Source organism: Streptomyces sp. NPDC048338 (genome assembly GCF_043201055.1).
In the GTDB taxonomy this organism is placed as follows: Bacteria; Actinomycetota; Actinomycetes; order Streptomycetales; family Streptomycetaceae; genus Streptomyces.
The window spans coordinates 1-19315 of sequence record NZ_JBICYQ010000019.1; the positions used below are offsets into that span (position 1 = coordinate 1).

Annotated in this window: 20 protein-coding genes and 1 tRNA gene; 3 read left to right on the forward strand and 18 right to left on the reverse strand. The window is 71.7% G+C overall.

Annotated elements, in window-relative coordinates:
- Positions 1 to 154 precede the first annotated feature (154 nt).
- The 10 genes from ACGFZF_RS34560 to ACGFZF_RS34605 form a co-directional block, all read right to left on the reverse strand.
- A complete protein-coding gene (locus ACGFZF_RS34560) occupies positions 155 to 880 on the reverse strand; it encodes a hypothetical protein (protein ID WP_393560831.1) in 726 nt (241 codons plus the stop codon).
- A gap of 50 nt (positions 881 to 930) precedes the next feature.
- Positions 931 to 1863 (reverse strand): RNA polymerase sigma factor SigF, encoded by a 933-nt coding sequence (locus ACGFZF_RS34565; RefSeq protein ID WP_356601226.1) that lies wholly within the window; start codon positions 1861 to 1863, stop codon positions 931 to 933.
- Positions 1864 to 2098: 235 nt separating this feature from the next.
- Positions 2099 to 2944, reverse strand: coding sequence for an RNA polymerase sigma factor SigF (locus ACGFZF_RS34570; protein ID WP_356601225.1), 846 nt, complete (start codon positions 2942 to 2944; stop codon positions 2099 to 2101).
- A gap of 210 nt (positions 2945 to 3154) precedes the next feature.
- Positions 3155 to 3448, reverse strand: coding sequence for a Dabb family protein (locus tag ACGFZF_RS34575; protein WP_393560833.1), 294 nt, complete (start codon positions 3446 to 3448; stop codon positions 3155 to 3157).
- 9 nt (positions 3449 to 3457) lie between these two features.
- Positions 3458 to 3622: a hypothetical protein gene (locus ACGFZF_RS34580; RefSeq protein ID WP_187282703.1), complete on the reverse strand. Its 165-nt coding sequence runs from the start codon at positions 3620 to 3622 to the stop codon at positions 3458 to 3460.
- A gap of 795 nt (positions 3623 to 4417) precedes the next feature.
- Complete coding sequence (locus ACGFZF_RS34585; RefSeq protein WP_393560836.1) at positions 4418 to 5428, reverse strand: quinone oxidoreductase family protein; 1011 nt, start codon at positions 5426 to 5428, stop codon at positions 4418 to 4420.
- A 385-nt stretch (positions 5429 to 5813) separates the two neighbouring features.
- Positions 5814 to 5898, reverse strand: a tRNA-Ser gene (locus ACGFZF_RS34590).
- Positions 5899 to 5966: 68 nt separating this feature from the next.
- Positions 5967 to 6446 (reverse strand): tRNA adenosine(34) deaminase TadA, encoded by a 480-nt coding sequence (gene tadA, locus ACGFZF_RS34595; RefSeq protein ID WP_393561010.1) that lies wholly within the window; start codon positions 6444 to 6446, stop codon positions 5967 to 5969.
- 101 nt (positions 6447 to 6547) lie between these two features.
- A complete protein-coding gene (locus ACGFZF_RS34600) occupies positions 6548 to 7084 on the reverse strand; it encodes a hypothetical protein (RefSeq protein WP_393560838.1) in 537 nt (178 codons plus the stop codon).
- 259 nt (positions 7085 to 7343) lie between these two features.
- Complete coding sequence (locus ACGFZF_RS34605; RefSeq protein WP_356601222.1) at positions 7344 to 7547, reverse strand: hypothetical protein; 204 nt, start codon at positions 7545 to 7547, stop codon at positions 7344 to 7346.
- 89 nt (positions 7548 to 7636) lie between these two features.
- On the opposite strand from ACGFZF_RS34605, the gene upp reads away from it, so the two are divergent.
- Complete coding sequence (upp, locus tag ACGFZF_RS34610) at positions 7637 to 8272, forward strand: uracil phosphoribosyltransferase (RefSeq protein ID WP_393560840.1); 636 nt, start codon at positions 7637 to 7639, stop codon at positions 8270 to 8272.
- A gap of 126 nt (positions 8273 to 8398) precedes the next feature.
- On the opposite strand, the gene ACGFZF_RS34615 is transcribed toward upp, so the two are convergent.
- Positions 8399 to 9031 (reverse strand): LytR C-terminal domain-containing protein, encoded by a 633-nt coding sequence (locus ACGFZF_RS34615; RefSeq protein ID WP_393560842.1) that lies wholly within the window; start codon positions 9029 to 9031, stop codon positions 8399 to 8401.
- 156 nt (positions 9032 to 9187) lie between these two features.
- The gene (locus ACGFZF_RS34620) at positions 9188 to 9484 is read right to left on the reverse strand and encodes a type II toxin-antitoxin system VapB family antitoxin (protein ID WP_009067182.1); all 297 of its coding nucleotides are present in this window, start codon (positions 9482 to 9484) and stop codon (positions 9188 to 9190) included.
- 97 nt (positions 9485 to 9581) lie between these two features.
- Here ACGFZF_RS34620 and ACGFZF_RS34625 point away from each other — a divergent pair, with 97 nt between their 5' ends.
- On the forward strand, positions 9582 to 11180 hold the full coding sequence (locus ACGFZF_RS34625; RefSeq protein WP_393560845.1) for a helicase HerA-like domain-containing protein: 1599 nt from the start codon (positions 9582 to 9584) through the stop codon (positions 11178 to 11180).
- 100 nt (positions 11181 to 11280) lie between these two features.
- Here the strand turns inward: ACGFZF_RS34625 and ACGFZF_RS34630 are convergent, their stop codons facing one another.
- The 5 genes from ACGFZF_RS34630 to ACGFZF_RS34650 form a co-directional block, all read right to left on the reverse strand.
- Entirely contained in the window at positions 11281 to 12840 is a 1560-nt protein-coding gene (locus tag ACGFZF_RS34630) for a M28 family metallopeptidase (RefSeq protein ID WP_393560847.1), read from the reverse strand.
- Between the two features lie 114 nt (positions 12841 to 12954).
- Positions 12955 to 13545, reverse strand: coding sequence for an HhH-GPD-type base excision DNA repair protein (locus tag ACGFZF_RS34635; protein ID WP_393560849.1), 591 nt, complete (start codon positions 13543 to 13545; stop codon positions 12955 to 12957).
- A gap of 52 nt (positions 13546 to 13597) precedes the next feature.
- The gene (gene pip, locus ACGFZF_RS34640) at positions 13598 to 14563 is read right to left on the reverse strand and encodes a prolyl aminopeptidase (RefSeq protein WP_393560851.1); all 966 of its coding nucleotides are present in this window, start codon (positions 14561 to 14563) and stop codon (positions 13598 to 13600) included.
- A 65-nt stretch (positions 14564 to 14628) separates the two neighbouring features.
- The gene (locus tag ACGFZF_RS34645) at positions 14629 to 15207 is read right to left on the reverse strand and encodes an RBBP9/YdeN family alpha/beta hydrolase (RefSeq protein ID WP_393560853.1); all 579 of its coding nucleotides are present in this window, start codon (positions 15205 to 15207) and stop codon (positions 14629 to 14631) included.
- Positions 15208 to 15387: 180 nt separating this feature from the next.
- Positions 15388 to 17652, reverse strand: coding sequence for an ATP-binding cassette domain-containing protein (locus ACGFZF_RS34650; RefSeq protein WP_393560855.1), 2265 nt, complete (start codon positions 17650 to 17652; stop codon positions 15388 to 15390).
- Between the two features lie 111 nt (positions 17653 to 17763).
- Between ACGFZF_RS34650 and ACGFZF_RS34655 the strand changes: the two genes are divergently transcribed.
- On the forward strand, positions 17764 to 18540 hold the full coding sequence (locus tag ACGFZF_RS34655) for a TetR/AcrR family transcriptional regulator (protein ID WP_393560857.1): 777 nt from the start codon (positions 17764 to 17766) through the stop codon (positions 18538 to 18540).
- Between the two features lie 58 nt (positions 18541 to 18598).
- Here the strand turns inward: ACGFZF_RS34655 and ACGFZF_RS34660 are convergent, their stop codons facing one another.
- The gene (locus tag ACGFZF_RS34660; protein ID WP_393560859.1) at positions 18599 to 19300 is read right to left on the reverse strand and encodes a TetR/AcrR family transcriptional regulator; all 702 of its coding nucleotides are present in this window, start codon (positions 19298 to 19300) and stop codon (positions 18599 to 18601) included.
- Positions 19301 to 19315 lie beyond the last annotated feature (15 nt).

Below are 19315 nucleotides of genomic sequence, written 5' to 3' on the forward strand. Positions count from 1 at the left end.
CGACGCGACGAGGAACGAGGAGCGCCCTTGAGGGCACGGACCCGGCTGCCACACTCGGAGAGAGGGCGGCCAACCACCAGAAGCCAACGGGGACCCGCCCGGCCCCAAGCGCCAAGACCCGCACTCGCAAGACCGCCCAGCCCCAAGACCCCCCTCACCCCCAGCTCGCCGTGACCTTCTTCGTGTCGATGTGCATGCCCAGCGGCACCCGCCAGGAGTCGACGCACACCGTGTACGTCTGCGTCCGTGTCGTGCCCGCCGCGATCGGGGCCGGGAGGGGCTGGGTGGAGGTGAGGGTCGCCCAGTCGACGCCGAGCGCGCCGATGACGTGCGTGGCGAACGTGACCGTGCCCGAGGTCGCCGGGGATCCGCCGGTGTTGTGGAAGGCGACCGTGACCCGCTCGCACCACCGCGCGTCCCCGTCCGCCAGCGTGGGCGCGGAGAGCGTCAGGGCGGCCGGCGCCGGCGGAGGTGCCGGGGATGTCGTGCCGGGGGCCGGAGGGGTGGTCGTGGCGGGCGTGGTGGTGCCCGGTCGCCCCGGGGCGGGCCCTGAGGTTCCGGCGCCCGGGCTCGTACCCGTACTCCCGCCTCCGGGGGACGTGGACCCGTCGGGCCTGGATCCGGGGCCCGCGTCCGCCGCCGGGGTCGTGCCCGGAGGGGACGTGCCGGGGCGCGGGGGCGGCGTGCCGGAGGCCGTCCTCGGGTCCGACGGGCCGTCCAGCGGGATCAGCGTGACCGTGCCGGACGGTGCCACCGGGCCGTTCGGCGAGGAGCCCGCGCCCACGGCCGCGTACCCCTCGCCGTCTCCTCCGCCGCACGCGGTCAGCGCTCCGCCGAGGCAGAGCGCGACCACCGTCAGGAGTGACTTCTGTCGCCGCATGGCGCCAGTTTGGCTGACGATCCGTCAGCAAGGAACCCGTGTGCGGAGGTTCAGTCCGCGATCAGGCCCTGTCGGAGCTGTGCCAGTGTCCGCGTCAGCAGGCGGGAGACGTGCATCTGGGAGATGCCGACCTCCTCGCCGATCTGGGACTGGGTCATGTTGGCGAAGAACCGCAGCATGATGATCTGCCGTTCCCTGGGCGGGAGTTTGGCGAGCAGCGGCTTCAGTGACTCGCGGTACTCGACGCCCTCCAGTGCCGTGTCCTCGTACCCGAGACGGTCCGCGAGCGATCCCTCGCCGCCGTCGTCCTCGGGCGAGGGCGAGTCCAGCGAGGAGGCGGTGTAGGCGTTGCCGACGGCGAGGCCGTCGACGACGTCCTCCTCCGACACCCCGAGTACGGCGGCGAGTTCGGGGACGGTCGGCGACCGGTCCAGCTTCTGCGCGAGCTCGTCGCTGGCCTTGGTGAGCGCGAGTCGCAGCTCCTGGAGGCGGCGCGGCACCCGCACCGACCACGAGGTGTCGCGGAAGAAGCGCTTGATCTCGCCGACGACCGTGGGCATCGCGAACGTCGGGAACTCCACGCCGCGTTCGCAGTCGAAGCGGTCGATCGCCTTGATCAGGCCGATGGTGCCGACCTGGACGATGTCCTCCATGGGCTCGTTGCGGGAGCGGAAGCGGGCCGCCGCGTACCGCACGAGAGGCAGGTTGAGCTGGATCAGGGTGTCGCGTACGTAGGTCCGCTCGGGGCTGTCCGCGGCGGCGCCTTCGGTGTCCAGGGCGCGGAGCCGGAGGAACAGGGAGCGGGAGAGGGTGCGGGTGTCGATGGCTTCCGGCGAGACGACAAGCGGCGCGGCGGGCTCGGTGTCCGGTGCGGGCGCGGGGGCCGGCACCTGCTGCTGCGCCGGCACGTGGGCCTGTACCGGCGTGTGCGCGAGCACGGGCGTGAGCGTGAGCACCTTCGAGCTGCCCTGTTCTGCGGACATGCCACCCCCTTGAGGTCGCGGACGGTCGCGGCGGCCACGACCATCGGAGGAACGCAGCCTCCACCTGAATACCGGAGGCGGGGCTGCGGCAAACGCGGTTCCAGCAGAATGTCACATGTCGGCAACACGCTGTAGTGACTTGTCGACAAGGTAAGGGGGGAAATCCGCAGGAAACAAGGGGTGTACGGCATTTGGGGCGCCGCAGAACTGCTCCGAACCGGTCTACCCGTTCCAGCTACGCTTCGATCCTGTTTGCGGATCTCAGACGTGCGAAGCTCCGGGCGAGGAGCCTTGACACGTGCATCTGCGAGACTCCGAGTTCCTGACTGATCTGTGACTGGGTCAGGTTGCTGTAGTAGCGGAGCATCAGGATCCGTTGCTCGCGCTCGGGCAGCTGGACGAGCAGGTGCCGTACGAGGTCGCGGTGTTCGACGCCGGCGAGGGCCGGGTCCTCGTAGCCGAGCCGGTCGAGCAGTCCGGGCAGGCCGTCGCCCTCCTGGGCCGCCTCCAGGGAGGTTGCGTGGTACGACCGGCCGGCCTCGATGCAGGCCAGGACCTCGTCCTCGCCGATGCGCAGCCGCTCGGCGATCTCGGCGGTGGTGGGGGAACGGCCGTGAGCGGTCGTCAGGTCCTCCGTGGCGCCGTTGACCTGGACCCAGAGCTCGTGGAGCCGGCGCGGTACGTGCACGGTCCGTACGTTGTCGCGGAAGTAGCGCTTGATCTCGCCGACGACCGTGGGCATCGCGAAGGTCGGGAACTGGACGCCGCGGTCCGGGTCGAAGCGGTCGATGGCGTTGATGAGGCCGATGGTGCCGACCTGGACGACGTCCTCCATGGGCTCGTTGCGGGAGCGGAAGCGGGCCGCCGCGTACCGCACGAGCGGCAGGTTGGCCTCGATCAGGGCCCCGCGCACCCGGTCGTGCTCCGGGGTGCCCGGTTCGAGGTTCTTGAGCTGTCCGAAGAGCACCTGGGTCAGTGCGCGGGTGTCCGCGCCGCGGCTGCTCTGCGGTCGGGGGCGCGGGGTGTCCGGGCCGCCGGCCTCGTTCTGGGGCGGGACCTGAGGCGCTGCACTGGCCGGCACGTTCACGCCCACCCCTCTGGCTGGTCTAGCTGGTCAACTACGGTCAACTCATCCGTCAAAAGCGGTCATAGCATCACAAGACATGTCCACTGTGTGCAAGCACCGCATAAGCACGTGTTGGGGGCATAAGGGCATGGAAAGGGGAGGTCAGAAACCCGCAGGCCCCCCGCCGAGAACGGCGAGGGGCCCGGAAGAAGAGGCTCGGACGGGTCAGAACTCGTAGTCCGCGATCACCCACGTGGCGAACTCGCGCCACTGGGCGACGCCCGCCTGGTGCGCGGGGTGATCCAGGTAGCGCTGCAGCGCATCGGTGTCCTCGACCGCCGAGTTGATGGCGAAGTCGTACGCGATCGGCCGGTCCGTGATGTTCCAGTCGCACTCCCAGAACGTCAGCTCCGGGATGGTCCCGCCCAGTGCCCGGAAGGCCTCGACCCCGGCGACCACGCGCGGCTCGTCGCGCTGTACGCCCTCGTTGAGCTTGAAGAGGACCAGATGGCGGATCACGGGGGACTCCTAGTTGATGAGCTCGGTCATGAACTCGCCGACACCCTGCGCGGCGCTGGATATGCCCTCGAACCCTACCTGGACGAGATCGGCCGCCCGGCTGGGGGAATTGATGATCGTGTACAGCACAAAGACCACGACCGCATAGAGCGCGATCTTCTTCGCCTGCGCCATGTGTCGCGCCCTCCCCTGTCCGTCTCCCCTGAGCGCGCGTGAGTCTAGCCGAGGCTCCTCACCGGGTCTTTATGGACCAAGGGCCCGGCCACCGAGGTCCTTTGCCGCGCCCGGGGCGGGGTCCGGCGCAGCAGGATGGACGGTGAGCCCGGCGGATCTGGCAGGAGTCCGCGGGGCGAGGAACCGGCCCTCACTGCGGGGTCCGCGCCGCGAGCTTCCCCCTGAACGCGGCGAGGACTTGCAGGACCGGTTCTCATCGGGGGAGCGGCTTGTCCCCCCGATGCCGCTCCCCCGTCCGACGGGAAGGGCCCCGGCCGCGCCACACGTGCGCGGCCGGGGCCCTTTCGGCTGCCCGTACGTCCCCTGTCCCGTCGTCGGTCCCCGGGTGTCCTGAGGGCCCCGTGCACGCCGAAGGGCCCGGTGCGATGTACCGGGCCCTTCGATCGAAGCGGTAGCGGAGGGATGCACCCTCGGCGACTTGCGCCACACTCGCTTTCGAGGTCTGTTCGTGCTGGTCAGGTGGTCATTCAGCGGCGTTCAGCCTCGTTCGTTCCCGCCATCCCGCTCCCCGGGTGAACCGATCCGGATTGCTCCGAACGAGGATGAACGAGACGGAGACTGAGACGAGACCTCGCCCACTCACCTGCGTGTCTGACCTTTCGGAACGTCAGGTGCGGAGGCCCCCGGGTGTTCTGTCCCGGGAGGCTGTGGACGGGTGGGGTGTGACTCGGATGCGCCAGAAACCCGCCAGAACTTGATCTTGGCCTGCTGGGTGCCCGACCTCGTCACCCGCGATCAGCTCTGCGCCTCCTCGCGGCGTCCAGTAGCGGCCGCATCGGGTACGACGAGCAGCTTGCCGGTGGTGCGCCGAGCCTCCAGATCGCTGTGGGCCTGGGCGGCCTCGGACAATGCGTAGCGGCCCGTCACGGTGACCTCAAGCGCCTTGGAGCGCACCCACTCGAACACATCGGCGGCCCGTCGGAGCAGTTCGGACCGATCGGCGATGAAGTCCCCGAGGCTGGGCCGGATCAGGGTCAGCGAACCGCCGTGGGCGAGCCGAATCGGATCAAACGGCGGCACGGCACCACTTGCCGCGCCGAAGAGCACGAGATGGCCGCGGGTTCGCAGGCTGGCGAGGCTCGCATCGAAGGTGTGCGCGCCGACGCCGTCGAAGACAACCGGCAGTCCCTGACCGCCGTTGAGCCGCCTCACCTCGGCTGCGAGATCGTCGACTGCGGAGGAAAGGATCACCTCAGCGGCCCCGGCACGCTTCGCCAGCTCGGCCTTCGCCGTGGTCGACGTCGTGCCGATCACCCTGCCGCCGAGATGGGTGATGAGCTGGGTCAGAAGCAGCCCCATGCCACCGGCAGCCGCATGCACGAGCACCGTGTCGCCCCCCTGAACCGGGTAGGCGTCCTTGACGAGATAGTGCGCGGTCATGCCTTGGAGGAGTACGGCGGCGGCCGTCTCGAAGCCGATGTCGTCGGGCAGCGGCACCAGCCGGGAGGAGTCCACGACGGCCCGCTCGGCATACGTGCCGGGAATCTCCACCCAACCGACCCGGTCCCCGACTGCGACGTCAGCGACGCCGGGTCCGACTTCGACGACCGTGCCGGCGCCCTCAGCGCCCGGGGTGAAGGGCAGCGGGAGGCTGTACCGGCCTTCGCGGTGGTAGACGTCGAGGAAGTTGACCCCGGATGCGGCGACCTCCACGACCGCCTCGCCCGGACCCGGCCGCGGCTGGTCCACCTCGGCCTCCTGCAGCACCTCGGGACCGCCCACTTCGTACACCTGAATCGCTCGCATGGCCCTCCAATAACGGCTCATCCCCCACCAACCCCGTTGATGGCGATCCGATTCCCGGCAAGCAGACCCGCCCCCGCCGAGAGCTGAGACGCCTGCTGTGCACCCGGGTCTGGGACAGGAGGCCGAGGCCGTCAAGGGTCGACGAATGGACCACCCGCCGCTCTCACACGCCGCGCCCAGGGCTGCGATCACGGCGCCAGGGTCGCCGTCGTACAGCAGATGCGGTTCGTCAGCCTGAGGAGGGACGAAGCGGGTGCGGTACCGCTGTAGGTCACTCTCGGCGACTGCGGCCGCCGGAGTGCCCGCGAAGGCCAACTGCGACGGAAACGGAGACGCAACGCCATGAAGGGCCGGTCCCTTTCGGGACCGACCCTTCATCTACCAGCGGTAGCGGAGGGATTTGAACCCTCGGTGACTTGCGCCACACTCGCTTTCGAGGCGAGCTCCTTCGGCCGCTCGGACACGCTACCGAGAGAGAGCTTAGCCCAAAGGTGCCCCTGCGATGAAATCCGTATCGCCGCGCAGGTCGCGGTGGGGTTCAGCGGTCCCGGAAGAAGGCCGTGAGCTGGGCCGAGCAGGCCTCTTCGAGCACGCCCTGGATCACCTCGGGGCGGTGGTTGAGGCGGCGGTCCCGCACGAGGTCCCAGAGGGAACCGGCCGCGCCCGCCTTCTCGTCCGGCGCGCCGAAGACCACCCGTTCGACCCGGGACTGCACGAGTGCCCCGGCGCACATCACGCAGGGCTCCAGGGTCACGACGAGCGTGCAGCCGGTCAGCCGCCACTCCCCGGTCTCCGCGGCGGCCCGGCGCAGCGCCAGGACCTCGGCGTGGGCGGTCGGATCGCCGGTCGCCTCGCGTTCGTTGTGCCCGGTGGCGAGGACGGTGCCGTCCGGGGCCAGCACGACGGCGCCGACCGGTACGTCACCGGCCAGCGCGGCCAGGTCCGCCTCGGCGAGCGCCCGCCGCATGGTGTCCCGCCACGGGTCGCGTACGGGGTCGGGCACGGTGGCCGGCGACATGGCGGCGCCCGCGCCGGCCGTTCCGTCCGGATTCCGCGCCGCACGGTGACCGGCACCCGAACCCGGTGCGGGGTCGGGTGCCGTCTGTCCTGCCTCTGTCACTAGCGAACGGTCTCCAGCACCTCCGCGGCGCCCAGCGCGTCCGCGATCTCGGCCAGCACGTCGGAGTCGAGCGCCAGCAGGTCCGCCTCGGACAGGCCGAGGTCGGCCAGGATCAGCCGGTCGCCGACCGGGGCGGCCGGCACGGCGTCGGCGGCCGCGCCCGTCTCCTCCTCGTCGTCGTCCTCGTGGTGCGCGGGCTCCCCGTCCTCGGTGCCGTCGAGGTCCAGCGCGTCCAGTTCGTCGGCGTCGTCGTCCCCGTCGTCGCCGAGCAGTTCCCGGGTGAGGATCTCCCCGTACGAGGAGCGGGCGGCGGCCGCCCCGTCCGACACGTAGATGCGAGGGTCCTCCTCGCCCTCGATCCGGAGGATGCCGAACCAGGCGTCCTCCTGTTCGATGAAGACGATCACCGTGTCGTCGTCGGCCCCGGCCTCGCGGGCCAGGTCGGTCAGATCCGACAGGGTCTCCACGTCGTCGAGCTCTGTGTCGCTCGCTTCCCACCCGTCTTCGGTGCGCGCGAGCAGTGCGGCGAAGTACACCGTGACTCTCCCACTGATCAGAGGTGTGACGATCCGGCGGTGCGCTCCTGGTGCCCCGCCCAATCGGCATCGTGGCAGAAACAGCGGCCAGAGGAGAGGTCTTCGGCTGTTGCGTCGTGCATCAGTCTGATCGGGACGCGGGCCGGGCGGCGGGCCGGCCGCCCCGTCCGACCGGCGCACGGCCGGGGCGTGAAGGGGGCGCAAACGGTGGGCGGACCGCACGGGCGCGGGCGCCGGGCGGATCGGCCCCGTGCCGCCGTCACCAGCGGAAGGTTCTCATCCGCATGGCCTGGCGCATCCGGGCCGCCCGCGCGCGGCGCGGCTGGACGCGATCGCGCAGGGCCTTCGCCTCGTGGAGCTCGCGGAGGAACTGGGCGCGCCGCCGCCGGCGCTCCGCGTCCGTCTCCGGCCGCTCGCCGCCGCCGTCCGCGGCGGTCTCAGCGGGCTCCTTCGCCCTGGGCATCGGCACCACCACCCCACACCATGGGTCCCTGTAGCCCCCACCTTCCCTCCAGCACGTGGGTTGATGCCAGTGCGGGCTAGTGTGGGGGCATGCGTCTCCACGTCGTCGATCACCCGCTGGTCGCCCACAAGCTCACGACTCTGCGCGACAAGCGCACCGACTCCCCGACCTTCCGCCGGCTCGCCGACGAACTGGTCACCCTGCTCGCCTACGAGGCCACCAGGGACGTGCGGACCGAGCAGGTCGACATCGAGACCCCCGTCACGCCCACGACCGGCGTGAAGCTGTCGTACCCGCGTCCGCTGGTGGTCCCGATCCTGCGTGCCGGCCTGGGCATGCTCGACGGCATGGTGCGGCTGCTCCCGACCGCCGAGGTCGGCTTCCTGGGCATGATCCGCAACGAGGAGACGCTGGAGGCGTCGACCTACGCGACGCGGATGCCGGAGGACCTCTCGGGCCGCCAGGTGTACGTCCTGGACCCGATGCTGGCGACCGGCGGCACGCTCGTCGCGGCCATCCAGGAGCTGATCAAGCGCGGTGCGGACGACGTCACCGCGGTCGTGCTGCTCGCCGCCCCGGAGGGCGTCGAGGTCATGGAGCGCGAGCTGGCGGGCACCCCGGTGACCGTCGTGACCGCCTCGGTCGACGAGCGTCTCAACGAGCACGGCTACATCGTCCCGGGCCTGGGCGACGCGGGCGACCGCATGTACGGCACCGTCGACTAGGTCCTGCCAGGCCCTGTCCGGCGGACGGCCGGACACGAGGACAGTCGGAACAGGCCGCCCGGTCGTCGACCGGGCGGCCTGTTCCGTGCGCGGGAGCGCGTACGGCGCTCCCGCGGCGGGTGGTCGTCAGCAGGACGGCGCGGGCGCGGGCTTCGGGTTGCTCAGGGCGACCAGGGCCGCGTCCGCCGTCGTCTTCGGGTCCAGCGTCTTGAAGGCGGTGCCCAGGATCAGGTCGACGTCCGCCGTGGCCCGGGTGTCGGTCTTGGTCGTGGCGCCCTTCAACTGGGTGCCCAGGACCGAGAACGCGCCCTTGGTGGCCCCGGGGGCGGCCAGCAGGATGCCGGCGCCGGGGACCTTCTTGTCGTAGGCGACGGGGGCGTTGCCGACCTTGCCGATGACGAAGCCGCGTTTCTTGAGCTCGTCGGCCGTCGACTTCGCGAGGCCGCCGCGCGGCGTCGCGTTGTAGACGTTCACCGTGATCTGCGCGGGCTTGGGCAGGGCGGCGGGCGCGGGGGCCGTGGAGGCCCTGACGACGGGCTTGCAGTCGGGGCCCTTGCCCGCCGTGGTCTTCTTGCCGTCGCCGCCGGAGAAGACGTCGACGAGCTGCAGCGTCCCCCAGCCGGCCGCGCCGAGCGCGACCACGGCGGCCGCCGCTGCGAGGACGATCCTGCGCCGACGCCGGGGGCGGCGCATGCGCGGGTACTTGTCACCCGTGATGCGGTACTTTCCGCCCATGCCGGGGGGAGTGAGCATGCTCATGAACGCAGGGTAATGCCGCCGGTCGACGTTGGATACTTGACGATCATGTGATCGCGTCCGGATGGACCGGGAGAGCCCCCGAAAGGGTCAGAACGGCAGGTCGGCGCGCGGTGCCGCGGCCGTCGTCGCGGGCCCGGGGAGACCGCCCGGGAGGGGCTAGTCCATCTCCAGCACGCGGGCGTGCAGGACCTGCCGCTGCTGGAGGGCCGCGCGGACGGCGCGGTGCAGTCCGTCCTCGAGGTAGAGGTCGCCGCGCCACTTCACGACGTGCGCGAAGAGGTCGCCGTAGAAGGTCGAGTCCTCGGCGAGCAGCGTCTCCAGGTCCAGCTGGCCCTTGGTGGTCACCAGCTGATCGAGGCGGACCGGGCGCGGCGCGACGTCCGCCCACTGCCGGGTGCTTTCCCGGCCGTGGTCGGGATACGGCCGGCCGTTTCCGATGCGCTTGAAGATCACACGGAGAGCCTACCGGGCAAGCGGCTCCCGGCGCAGCCAGGCAGGCGCAGTGGGATGCTGGGGCAAATCGTCCCAAAACCGAAATCGGGGTCCCGTCATGAGCGTGAGCGACCAGCCGCCGGCCACCGTGGGCGGCCCCCTGGAGGGGCCCGCCGCCGAGATCGCCGCCGGGTACGCGTTCACCGGTGCGGCACTCGATCTGGGGGCGCTGCTGTGGGACGGGACGTGTCACCCGCAGGCGCAGATCCGCATCCCGCTGGGGATGCTCAACCGCCACGGTCTGGTCGCCGGGGCCACCGGCACCGGGAAGACGAAGACGCTGCAGCTCGTCGCCGAGCAGTTGTCGGCGCACGGCGTTCCGGTCTTCCTCGCCGACATCAAGGGGGACGTCTCGGGTGTGTCGGCGCCGGGTGCCGACGGCGGGAAGGTCCGCGAACGGGCGGGGCAGGTGGGGCAGGAATGGGCCGCCAGGGGCTTCCCGTGCGAGTTCTACGGGCTCGGCGGCGAAGGCCCCGGCATCCCGGTGCGGGCCACGGTCACCAGTTTCGGGCCCGTCCTGCTGTCGAAGGTGCTCCAGCTCAACCAGACGCAGGAGCAGTCGCTCGGCCTGATCTTCCACTACGCCGACGCCAAGGGCCTGGAGCTCGTCGATCTGAAGGACCTGCGGGCGGTGGTGGCCTTCCTGGTGTCGGACACCGGGAAGGCGGAGCTCAAGGGGATCGGCGGGCTGTCGACGGCCACCGCCGGGGTGATCCTGCGGGCGATCACGGCCTTCGAGCAGCAGGGCGCGGGCGGCTTCTTCGGCGAGCCGGAGTTCGACACGTCGGAATTCCTGCGGACGGCCGCGGACGGGCGCGGGACGGTGTCGATCCTGGAACTGGCGGCCGTCCGGGACAAGCCGCAGCTCTTCTCGACCTTCCTGATGTGGATGCTGGCGGACCTCTTCGAGGAGCTGCCGGAGGTCGGCGACCTGGAGAAGCCGAAGCTGGTCTTCTTCTTCGACGAGGCGCACCTGCTCTTCAGCGGGGCGTCGAAGTCGTTCCTGGAGTCGATCACGCAGACGGTGCGGCTGATCCGGTCCAAGGGCGTCGGGGTGTTCTTCGTGACCCAGACGCCCAAGGACGTGCCGGCGGACGTGCTGGGGCAGCTGGGCAACCGGGTGCAGCACGCGCTGCGCGCGTTCACGCCGGACGACGCGAAGGCGCTGAAGGCGACGGTGCGGACGTTCCCGAACTCGGCGTACGACCTGGAGGAGGTCCTGACGGGTCTGGGGACGGGTGAAGCGGTGATCACCGTGCTGAGCGAGACGGGCGCGCCGACGCCGGTCGCGGCGACCCGGCTGCGGGCCCCGGAGTCCCTGATGGGTCCCGTCGACGCTGCCGCGTTGGACGCGGCGGTGAAGGGTTCGTCGTTGTACGGGCGGTACGCGCAGGCGGTGGACCGGGAGTCGGCGTACGAGCGGCTGACGGCCGAGCAGGCGGCGGCGGAGGCCGCGGCGCTGAAGGCGGCCGAGGAGGCGCAGACGGCCAAGGAGGCGGCCAGGGCGGCGAAGTCGGCTCCGCCGAAGCGGGACGAGTCGCTCGCGGAGCAGGTGGCGGGCAGCGGACTGTTCTCGTCGCTGGCGCGGTCGATCGGCACCCAGCTGGGCCGGGAGATCAGCCGGTCGATCTTCGGCACGGCACGCCGGCGGCGGTAGGCCGGCGGCGTGCCGGGCCCCGGTGGAACCGCGGCCCGGCAAGGGTGCGGGCCCCGGGGTCGTCCCCCGGGGCCCGCGGTGCGTCGGGTGGCCCGCCGCCTTACTCGGTGACCTCGTGGTGGTCGTCGTGCAGGCCGCCGCCGCTGCCCGCGTCGCCGTCGGTCGGGGTGGAGACGACCGGCTTGCGCAGGGAGCTGATGTCGTGGGCGTAGGTGCCCACGGCGTTGGCGATGACGTCGATGTTGACGTCGAAGGCCGTCATGTTGATGTTCGACAGGTTGTCGCCGGCGGCGTGGTAGTTCACGTCGTAGGCGATGCCCGCCGTGCCGCCGAACTTCGCGGCCTGGGCCGGGGTCTTGATGCCCTCGGCGCCGGTGAAGGTGCCGCCCGACGGGATGCCGACCTCGATGAACGGGCCGTAGTCCGAGCGGCCCGTGAAGTCGGTCCCCTCGTGCGGACGGCCCTGCTTGTCCATGAAGTCGGTGATGTCGCGCTCGAGTTGGGCGGAGCCCGCCGGGCCCGCGCCGGCGCCGGTCGCGTCCGAGTCGTCGCCGTCGTAGACGAAGAGGCCGTAGTTCGGCGAGGCGATCATGTCGAAGTTGAGGTAGAGCTTGACTTCCTTCTTGTCGAGCTCGCTCATGTTCGCCACGTAGTGCTCGGAGCCGAGCAGACCGTTCTCCTCGGCCGACCACCAGGCGAAGCGGACCTTGTTGCGGACCTTCGCCTTCGACTCGGCGAGCTCCAGCGCGGTCTGGAGCAGACCGGCCGAGCCCGAGCCGTTGTCGTTGATGCCGGGGCCGGCCGTCACGGAGTCGAGGTGCGAGCCGAGCATCACGGTGTTGGCCGCGTTGCCGCCCTTGGTCTCGGCGATGACGTTGTTGGTGGAACGCTTCTCCTGGAGCTGACGGATCTCGAAGGAGACGTTCACCGGGCCCTTGGCCAGGTCGGCGGCGAGCTTCTCGCCCTCGGCCTGGGTGAGACCACCGGTCGGGAGCTTCCCGGCCGCGGGGTCGCCGAGCGTGCCGGAGAGCACGCCGTCGGTGTTGTTGTAGATGATCGCGCCCGCGGCGCCCGCCGCGGCGGCGTTCTCCTGCTTGGCGGCGAAGGTGCAGCCGCCGCGCTTGATCAGCGCGATCTTGCCGGTGAAGGCGCCCGCGGCGAAGTCGCCCGGCTCACAGCCGGTCGTGCCGTCCGCGTCCACCGGCACGGCCGCGAGGTCGGCCTTGATGCCGCCGACCGGAGTCGACTTGGTGTACGTCATCGCCTTGATCTCGACGGCGCGCGGCGTGGGCGAGACGACCGAGAGCTTCTCGGCCTGCGTCTCGGTGTAGATGAAGTCGAACTTCTGGTACTCGACGTTGTAGCCGGCCTTCTTGAGCAGCTGGTACACGTACGCGGCGGAGGCGTCGTGGCCGAGCGATCCGGCCGCGCGGTGGCCGCCGGCCGAGTCGGCTATCGCCTGGAACTTCTGGAGGTGCTTGTAGGCGTCCTTCGCGGACGTCTCGCGGACCAGCTTCTTGGCCAGCTGCGCGGCGTCCTTGGCCGGGGCGGCGGCGGGGTCCGCCTTGGCCGTGGCGGGGGAAGCGGCGGCCAGCATGAGCGGGGTCGCGAGTGCGGCTGCGGCCAGAATGGCCGCGGCTCTGCGATGGGATGCGTTCACAGAGGTCCTTCCCGGGTGGAACGAGGTTGAAGGGAAGTTAGCGATCTCCGGGGTTCCTGTGAACAGATCCGCCACAATTCATGTCACATTTAGCAGGATTGACATGCGGAAGGATCAATTCCCGGAAGATTTGGCGGTTTTTGCGGCACGCTTGGCCTCCTGCTTGAACGCGCGGACCTTCGCGAGGGACTCGGGCCCGGTGATGTCGGCGGCCGACCGGTACGCGCCGGACTCGCCGTAGGCGCCGGCCGCCTCGCGCCAGCCGCGCGGCCGCACGCCGTACTGCTTGCCGAGCAGGGCCAGGAAGATCTGCGCCTTCTGCCTGCCGAAGCCGGGCAGGGCGAGCAGCCGGCCGAGCAGCTCCGCCCCGTCGGCGGCGTCCGCCCAGACGGCCTCGGCCCGGCCGTCGTACTCCTCCACCAGGAACGCGCACAGCTGCTGGATCCGCTTCGCCATCGAGCCGGGGTAGCGGTGCACCGCGGGTTTGTCGGACAGCAGCGCGGCGAAGGCGTCCGGATCGTACGCGGCGATCCGGTGCGCGTCGAGATCGTCCTCTCCGAGCCGCTGCGCGATCGTGTACGGCCCGGAGAACGCCCACTCCATGGGAACCTGCTGGTCGAGCAGCATGCCGACCAGTGCGGCCAGCGGACTGCGTCCCAGGAGCTCGTCGGCCTCGGCCTGCTGCGCGAGATGGATCTCGGTCATCTCTCGATGATCCCGCGCCCGGCCGCCCCGCGCGCGTGCTGCGGGGCCGCCGTCACCCGTCCGCGAAGCGCTCCAGGGCCGCCAGGACGCGGGCCCGGGTGTCTCCGCCGCCCAGATGGCCCGCGTCCTCCACCATCGACAGCTCGGCGTCCGGCCAGGCCCGGGCGAGCTCCCAGGCCGTGTCCGGCGGGCCCGCCATGTCCGTCCGGCCGTGGATCAGGACGCCCGGGATCCCGGCGAGCCGGTGCGCGTCCCGGAGCAGGGCGCCCTCCTCCAGCCAGGCACCGTGCGCGAAGTAGTGCGAACAGATCCGGACGAAGCCGAGGCGCGTGTCGTCGATCCGGTCGGTGTACGGGGTGCCCCGGCCCTCCGCCGACACGACCGCGTCCTCCCAGGCGCACCAGTCGGCCGCCGCCTTCGCCCGTACGGACGCGTCCGGGTCGGTCATCAGGCGGGCGTAGGCGGCCACCAGCTCCGCGGCACCGGCCCGGCCCGACCCGCCCGTGAGGTCCGGGCCCGCGCCCGCGCGGAAGCGCTCGTGCGCCTCGGGGAAGAAGCGGGCGGCGCCCTCGTACAGCCACGCGATCTCGGAGCGGCGCGTGGTCGTCACGCTCGCGAGGACGATCTGGGAGACCCGGGAGGGATGCGCCTGCGCGTACGCGAGGATCAGCGTCGCGCCCCAGGAGCCGCCGTACAGCAGCCACCGGTCCACGCCGAGGTGCTCGCGCAGCCGCTCCATGTCCGCGACCAGGTGCCCGGTGGTGTTCACGGACAGGTCGGCGGCCGGGTCGCTCGCGTGCGGCAGCGACCGGCCGCAGCCGCGCTGGTCGAACTGCACGATCCGGTACTTCTCCGGGTCGAACAGGCGGCGGGCGGACGGCGACGAGCCGGAACCGGGGCCACCGTGGACGACGAGGGCGGGCTTCCCCGCCGGGCTGCCGGCGGCCTGCCAGTGGACGAGGTTGCCGTCGCCCACGTCGAGGTGGCCCTGCTCGTACGGTTCGAGATCCGGGAACATTCCGTCGACCCTAAGGGCTGTCCCGAGGGGCTGTCCCGTCCTCCCCGGCGGGTGCCCGACGTCGGCTACCGGGCGGTCAGCCGCACCGCGGGGTCCTCGCACCACTCCAGGACCGCGGGCCAGGGGCCGTACCCCGCGGGCATGTCCAGGTGGCCGCCGGGCACGACGAGGTCCCGGTCGAGCGCGAGCGGGTCGCCGTAGTGCACCGTCGCGCCCTCGGGGCAGTACGGGTCGCCGGCGCCGTACACGAGCCGGGTCGGGGCCTTCAGCCGTACGGCGTCGAGGTCCAGCCCCTCCGCGAAGCCGGCGATCTCGGGGATGGACGCGGTGACCGCGGGCGACGGCGGCGCGACCAGCAGGACCCGGTCGACGTCGAGCGCGTCGGGGGTGCGGGCGGCGGCGTGCAGCCAGAGCAGCACGGAGAGGCTGTGGGCGAGGACGACGAACTCGCCCCCGCCGGCCGGGCGGTGGAGCCGCTCGGCCAGCGCGGTCAGCCAGTCGTCGAGGACCGGCGCGTCCGGCTCGGGGAGCTGGGGGTAGCGGACCTCGTGGCCGCGCTCGGCGAGCCGGCCGGCGAGCCAGTGCTGCCAATGGCCCTCGGGCCGGTGGTTCTGGAAGCCGTGCAGGATGAGGAAGGTCGTCATGGGGAGATCGTCCGACCGTGCGGGCGTCAGGTCCAGTCGATGTCTCTGCATGGATCCGGTAAGCGGAACCTTCACGATCGATCTGCGCAGGCTGGGCGCGCGGCGCGAGTGGCGGAGCGCCCGGCTCCGTGCGGCCGTGCCCGCCCCGGGTTCCGGTGGGGCGGGCGCGGCGCGGGGGGCTCAGCTCACGTACTCCCGCAGGTGGCGCGCCGTCAGGGTGTCGCCCCGCTCGACCAGCTCCGTCGGCGTGCCCTCGAAGACGATCCGCCCGCCGTCGTGGCCCGCGCCCGGGCCCAGGTCGATCAGCCAGTCGGCGTGGGCCATGACCGCCTGGTGGTGCTCGATCACGACGACCGTGTTGCCGTCGTCCACGAGGCGGTCGAGCAGGGCGAGCAGCTGGTCGACGTCGGCGAGGTGCAGGCCCGTCGTGGGTTCGTCGAGGACGTAGGTCGCGCCCTTCTCCGCCATGTGGATGGCGAGCTTCAGACGCTGGCGCTCGCCGCCCGAGAGGGTGTTGAGCGGCTGCCCGAGCCGGAGGTAGCCGAGCCCGACGTCCTTGAGGCGGCCCAGGATCGTGCGGGCCTGTCCCTTCGCCGTGAAGAAGTCGTACGCCTCCTCGACCGACATCGACAGGACCTCGTGGATGTTCCTGCCGTCCAGGGTGTAGGCGAGGACCTCGGCGGTGAAGCGCCTGCCCTCGCACTTCTCGCACACCGACGCGACACCGGCCATCATCGCCAGGTCGGTGTAGACGAGCCCCAGGCCGTTGCAGTGCGGGCAGGCTCCCTCGGAGTTGGCGCTGAAGAGCGCGGCCTTGACCCCGTTGGCTTTGGCGAAGGCGGTGCGGATCGGGTTCAGCAGTCCCGTGTACGTCGCCGGGTTGGAGCGCCGCGAGCCGCGGATCGGCGACTGGTCGGCGACGACGACGCCCTCCCGGCCCGGCAGGCTCCCGTGGATCAGCGAGGACTTGCCGGAGCCGGCCACGCCGGTGACGACGGTCAGGACGCCGGTCGGGATCTCGACGCTGACGTTGTGGAGGTTGTGCGTGTCCGCGTCCTTGACGGAGAGCGAGCCGGTGGGGGTGCGGACCTCGGGGCGGAGCTTCGCCCGGTGTGCCAGGTGGTCGCCGGTGAGGGTCCCGGAGGCCCGCAGGCCCGGCACGTCGCCGCTGTAGCAGATCTCGCCGCCGGCGGAGCCGGCCCGTGGGCCGAGGTCCACCACGTGGTCGGCGATCTCCACGACCTCCGGCTTGTGCTCGACGACGAGGACGGTGTTGCCCTTGTCGCGGAGTCGCAGCAGCAGGTCGTTCATCCGCTGGATGTCGTGCGGGTGCAGACCGGTGGTCGGCTCGTCGAAGACGTACGTGACGTCGGTGAGCGAGGAGCCGAGGTGGCGGACCATCTTGACCCGCTGGGCCTCCCCGCCCGACAGCGTCCCGGAGGGGCGGTCCAGGCTCAGGTAGCCCAGCCCGATCTCGACGAGCGAGTCGAGCAGTTCGCGCAGGCCGGCGAGGAGCGGGGCCACGGACGGGTCCTCGACCCGGCGCAGGAACGCCGCCAGGTCGCTGATCTGCATCGCCGAGCACTCCGCGATGTTCACCCCGTCGATCCGGCAGGAGAGCGCGGCCCGGGTGAGGCGGGTGCCCTCGCACTCGGGGCAGCTGCGGAAGACGACGGCCCGGTCGACGAAGGCGCGGATGTGCGCCTGCATGGCGTCCCGGTCCTTGGCGAGGATCGTCCGCTGGACCTTCACCACCAGGCCCTCGTAGGTGAGGTTGGTGGTGCCGACCTTCACCTTGCACGACGGCCGGTGGAGGAAGTCCTCCCACTCCTGCTCGGTGAAGTCCGCCAGCTTCTTGGCCGGGTCGTAGAAGCCGGACTGGGCCATGACCTGCCACATCCAGGAGTCGACGGCGTACCCCGGCACGGTGATCGCGCCCTCGTCGAGGGACTTCGTCCGGTCGACGAGCTCGTCGACGTCGATCTCGGAGACCTCGCCGACGCCCTCGCAACGCGGGCACATGCCCTCGGGGAGGTTGAAGCTGAAGGCGCCGGAGGTGCCGATGTGCGGGGTGCCGAGGCGGCTGAAGACGATCCGCAGCATCGTGTACGCGTCGGTCGCGGTGCCCACCGTGGAGCGGGAGTTGGCGCCCATCCGCTCCTGGTCGACGACGATCGCGGCGCTGAGGTTGTGGAGCCCGTCCACGTCCGGCCGGCCCTGCGCCGTCATGAAGGACTGCAGGAAGGCGCTGTACGTCTCGTTGATCAGGCGCTGCGACTCGGCGGCGATGGTGCCGAAGACGAGCGAGGACTTCCCCGATCCCGAGACGCCGGTGAAGACGGTGAGGCGGCGCTTGGGGAGGTCGACGGAGACGTTCTTGAGGTTGTTCTCCCGGGCTCCGCGGACCTGGATGACGTGGTGGCTGTCCGCTGCGGGGGTGTTCATTCGTGCGCCCTCCGATGGTGGTCCCGATTCTCCGTACACGGTACTCTATACAGCGTAGACAGTGCATGGATGTTTTCAGTGGCAGGGCCCTGAACTGCGAGGATGGGTGCCATGGGCCGGGAGAAGAACAGCAGCGGCGCCGGTGATCCGGCGCGTACCCTCGAACTGCTCTGGCGCGAGGGCGGCACGCCCCCGACGGGCCGGCGCGGCCCGCGCCAGGGGCTCACCGTGGACGCCGTCGTCGACGCGGCGATCGCACTCGCCGACGAGGGCGGTCCCGACGCGCTCACCATGCGCGCGGTGGCCCAGCGCCTCGGCGTCACCCCGATGACCCTCTACACCTATGTCCCCGGCAAGGCCGAGCTGCTCGACCTGATGCTGGACACCGTCTTCCTGCGGATGCCGCGCGCCGGCTTCGCGGACGGCGAGCCGTGGCGGGCCCGGGTGACGGCGGTCGCCGACGAGAACCGGGCGCTGTACCTGCGCCACCCCTGGGTGGTGGAACTGCGCGTCCACCGGCCGCCGCTCGGGCCGGGCGTGATGAGCAAGTACGAGCACGAGCTGGCTGCCCTGGAGGGCCTCGGGCTCGACGACGTGACGATCGACTCGGCGCTCACGCACCTGCTCGGGTTCGTCCTGGTCGCCGCCCGGACGGAGCTGGACGCGCGGGCCGTGGACCGGGAGAGCGCCCTGTCCGACGGGGAGTGGTGGGCGGCCCACGAGCCGCTGCTGAACCGGGTGTTCGACGAGAGCCGCTTCCCGCTCGCGGCGCGGGTGGGCGAGGCGTCGGCGGTGGCCTACGGCGGGCTCTACAGCCCCGACCACGCCTACGCCTTCGGCCTCGCGCGGGTCCTGGACGGGCTGGCCGCGCTCCTGCCGCGGGGCTGACCGCGGCGGACGGGGCCGGGCGTCTCGGGGGGCCGGGGCCGCCGCGGAGGTCCGGCGGTCAGTCGCGCAGGCCGAGCAGCTCCCGCATGCCCGCCTTGAGCGCGTCGGCGGACAGGTGCCGCCGCGTCGACAGGTGGTGCATGAGGCTCGGTGAGAACGGGGCGAGCAGCAGGTGCGCGAGGAGCGCGCTGTCGGCCTCCGGGCGGAGCCGGGCGATCAGCAGCGAGACGTGCGTGTGCATCGCGAGGTACGCGCCGCTGGTGTAGCGGGCGCTGGGGGCGGCGGTCTGCGCCGCGAGCAGCAGTTCCCGCTGCTCGATGACCCGGTCGACGAGCGCGTCGACGAAGGCGGGCAGCCGTTCGGCGGCGGGGGCGCCCGGGCCGAGCGGCGGCGGGCCGCTCATGTACGCCTCCTGGAACTGGCGCTCCCGGTCGTCGAGGAGCGCCCACAGGAGCTGGGCCACGTCCCCGAAACGGCGGTAGACCGTGCCCACGCCCATGCCGGCGGCGTGCGCGACCTGGTTCATCGTGACCGCGTCGGGGCCGACCTCGGTGACGATCCTGGCGGCGGCGTCGAGGATCCTGCGCCGGTTGCGGGCGGCGTCGGCGCGCTCGGGGGGCGGAGTGCCCACGGTGGGGAGCAGTTCGACGGCCGGGACGCCGGGACGTGAGGTCGCCGCCGGCGCCGGAGCTCCGGCCGGGGACCCGTCGGGCCGCGGCTCGTGCGCCGCGCCGGTCTCCCCGGGTTTCCTCGCGTTCATCCGCGTCCGCCTGCC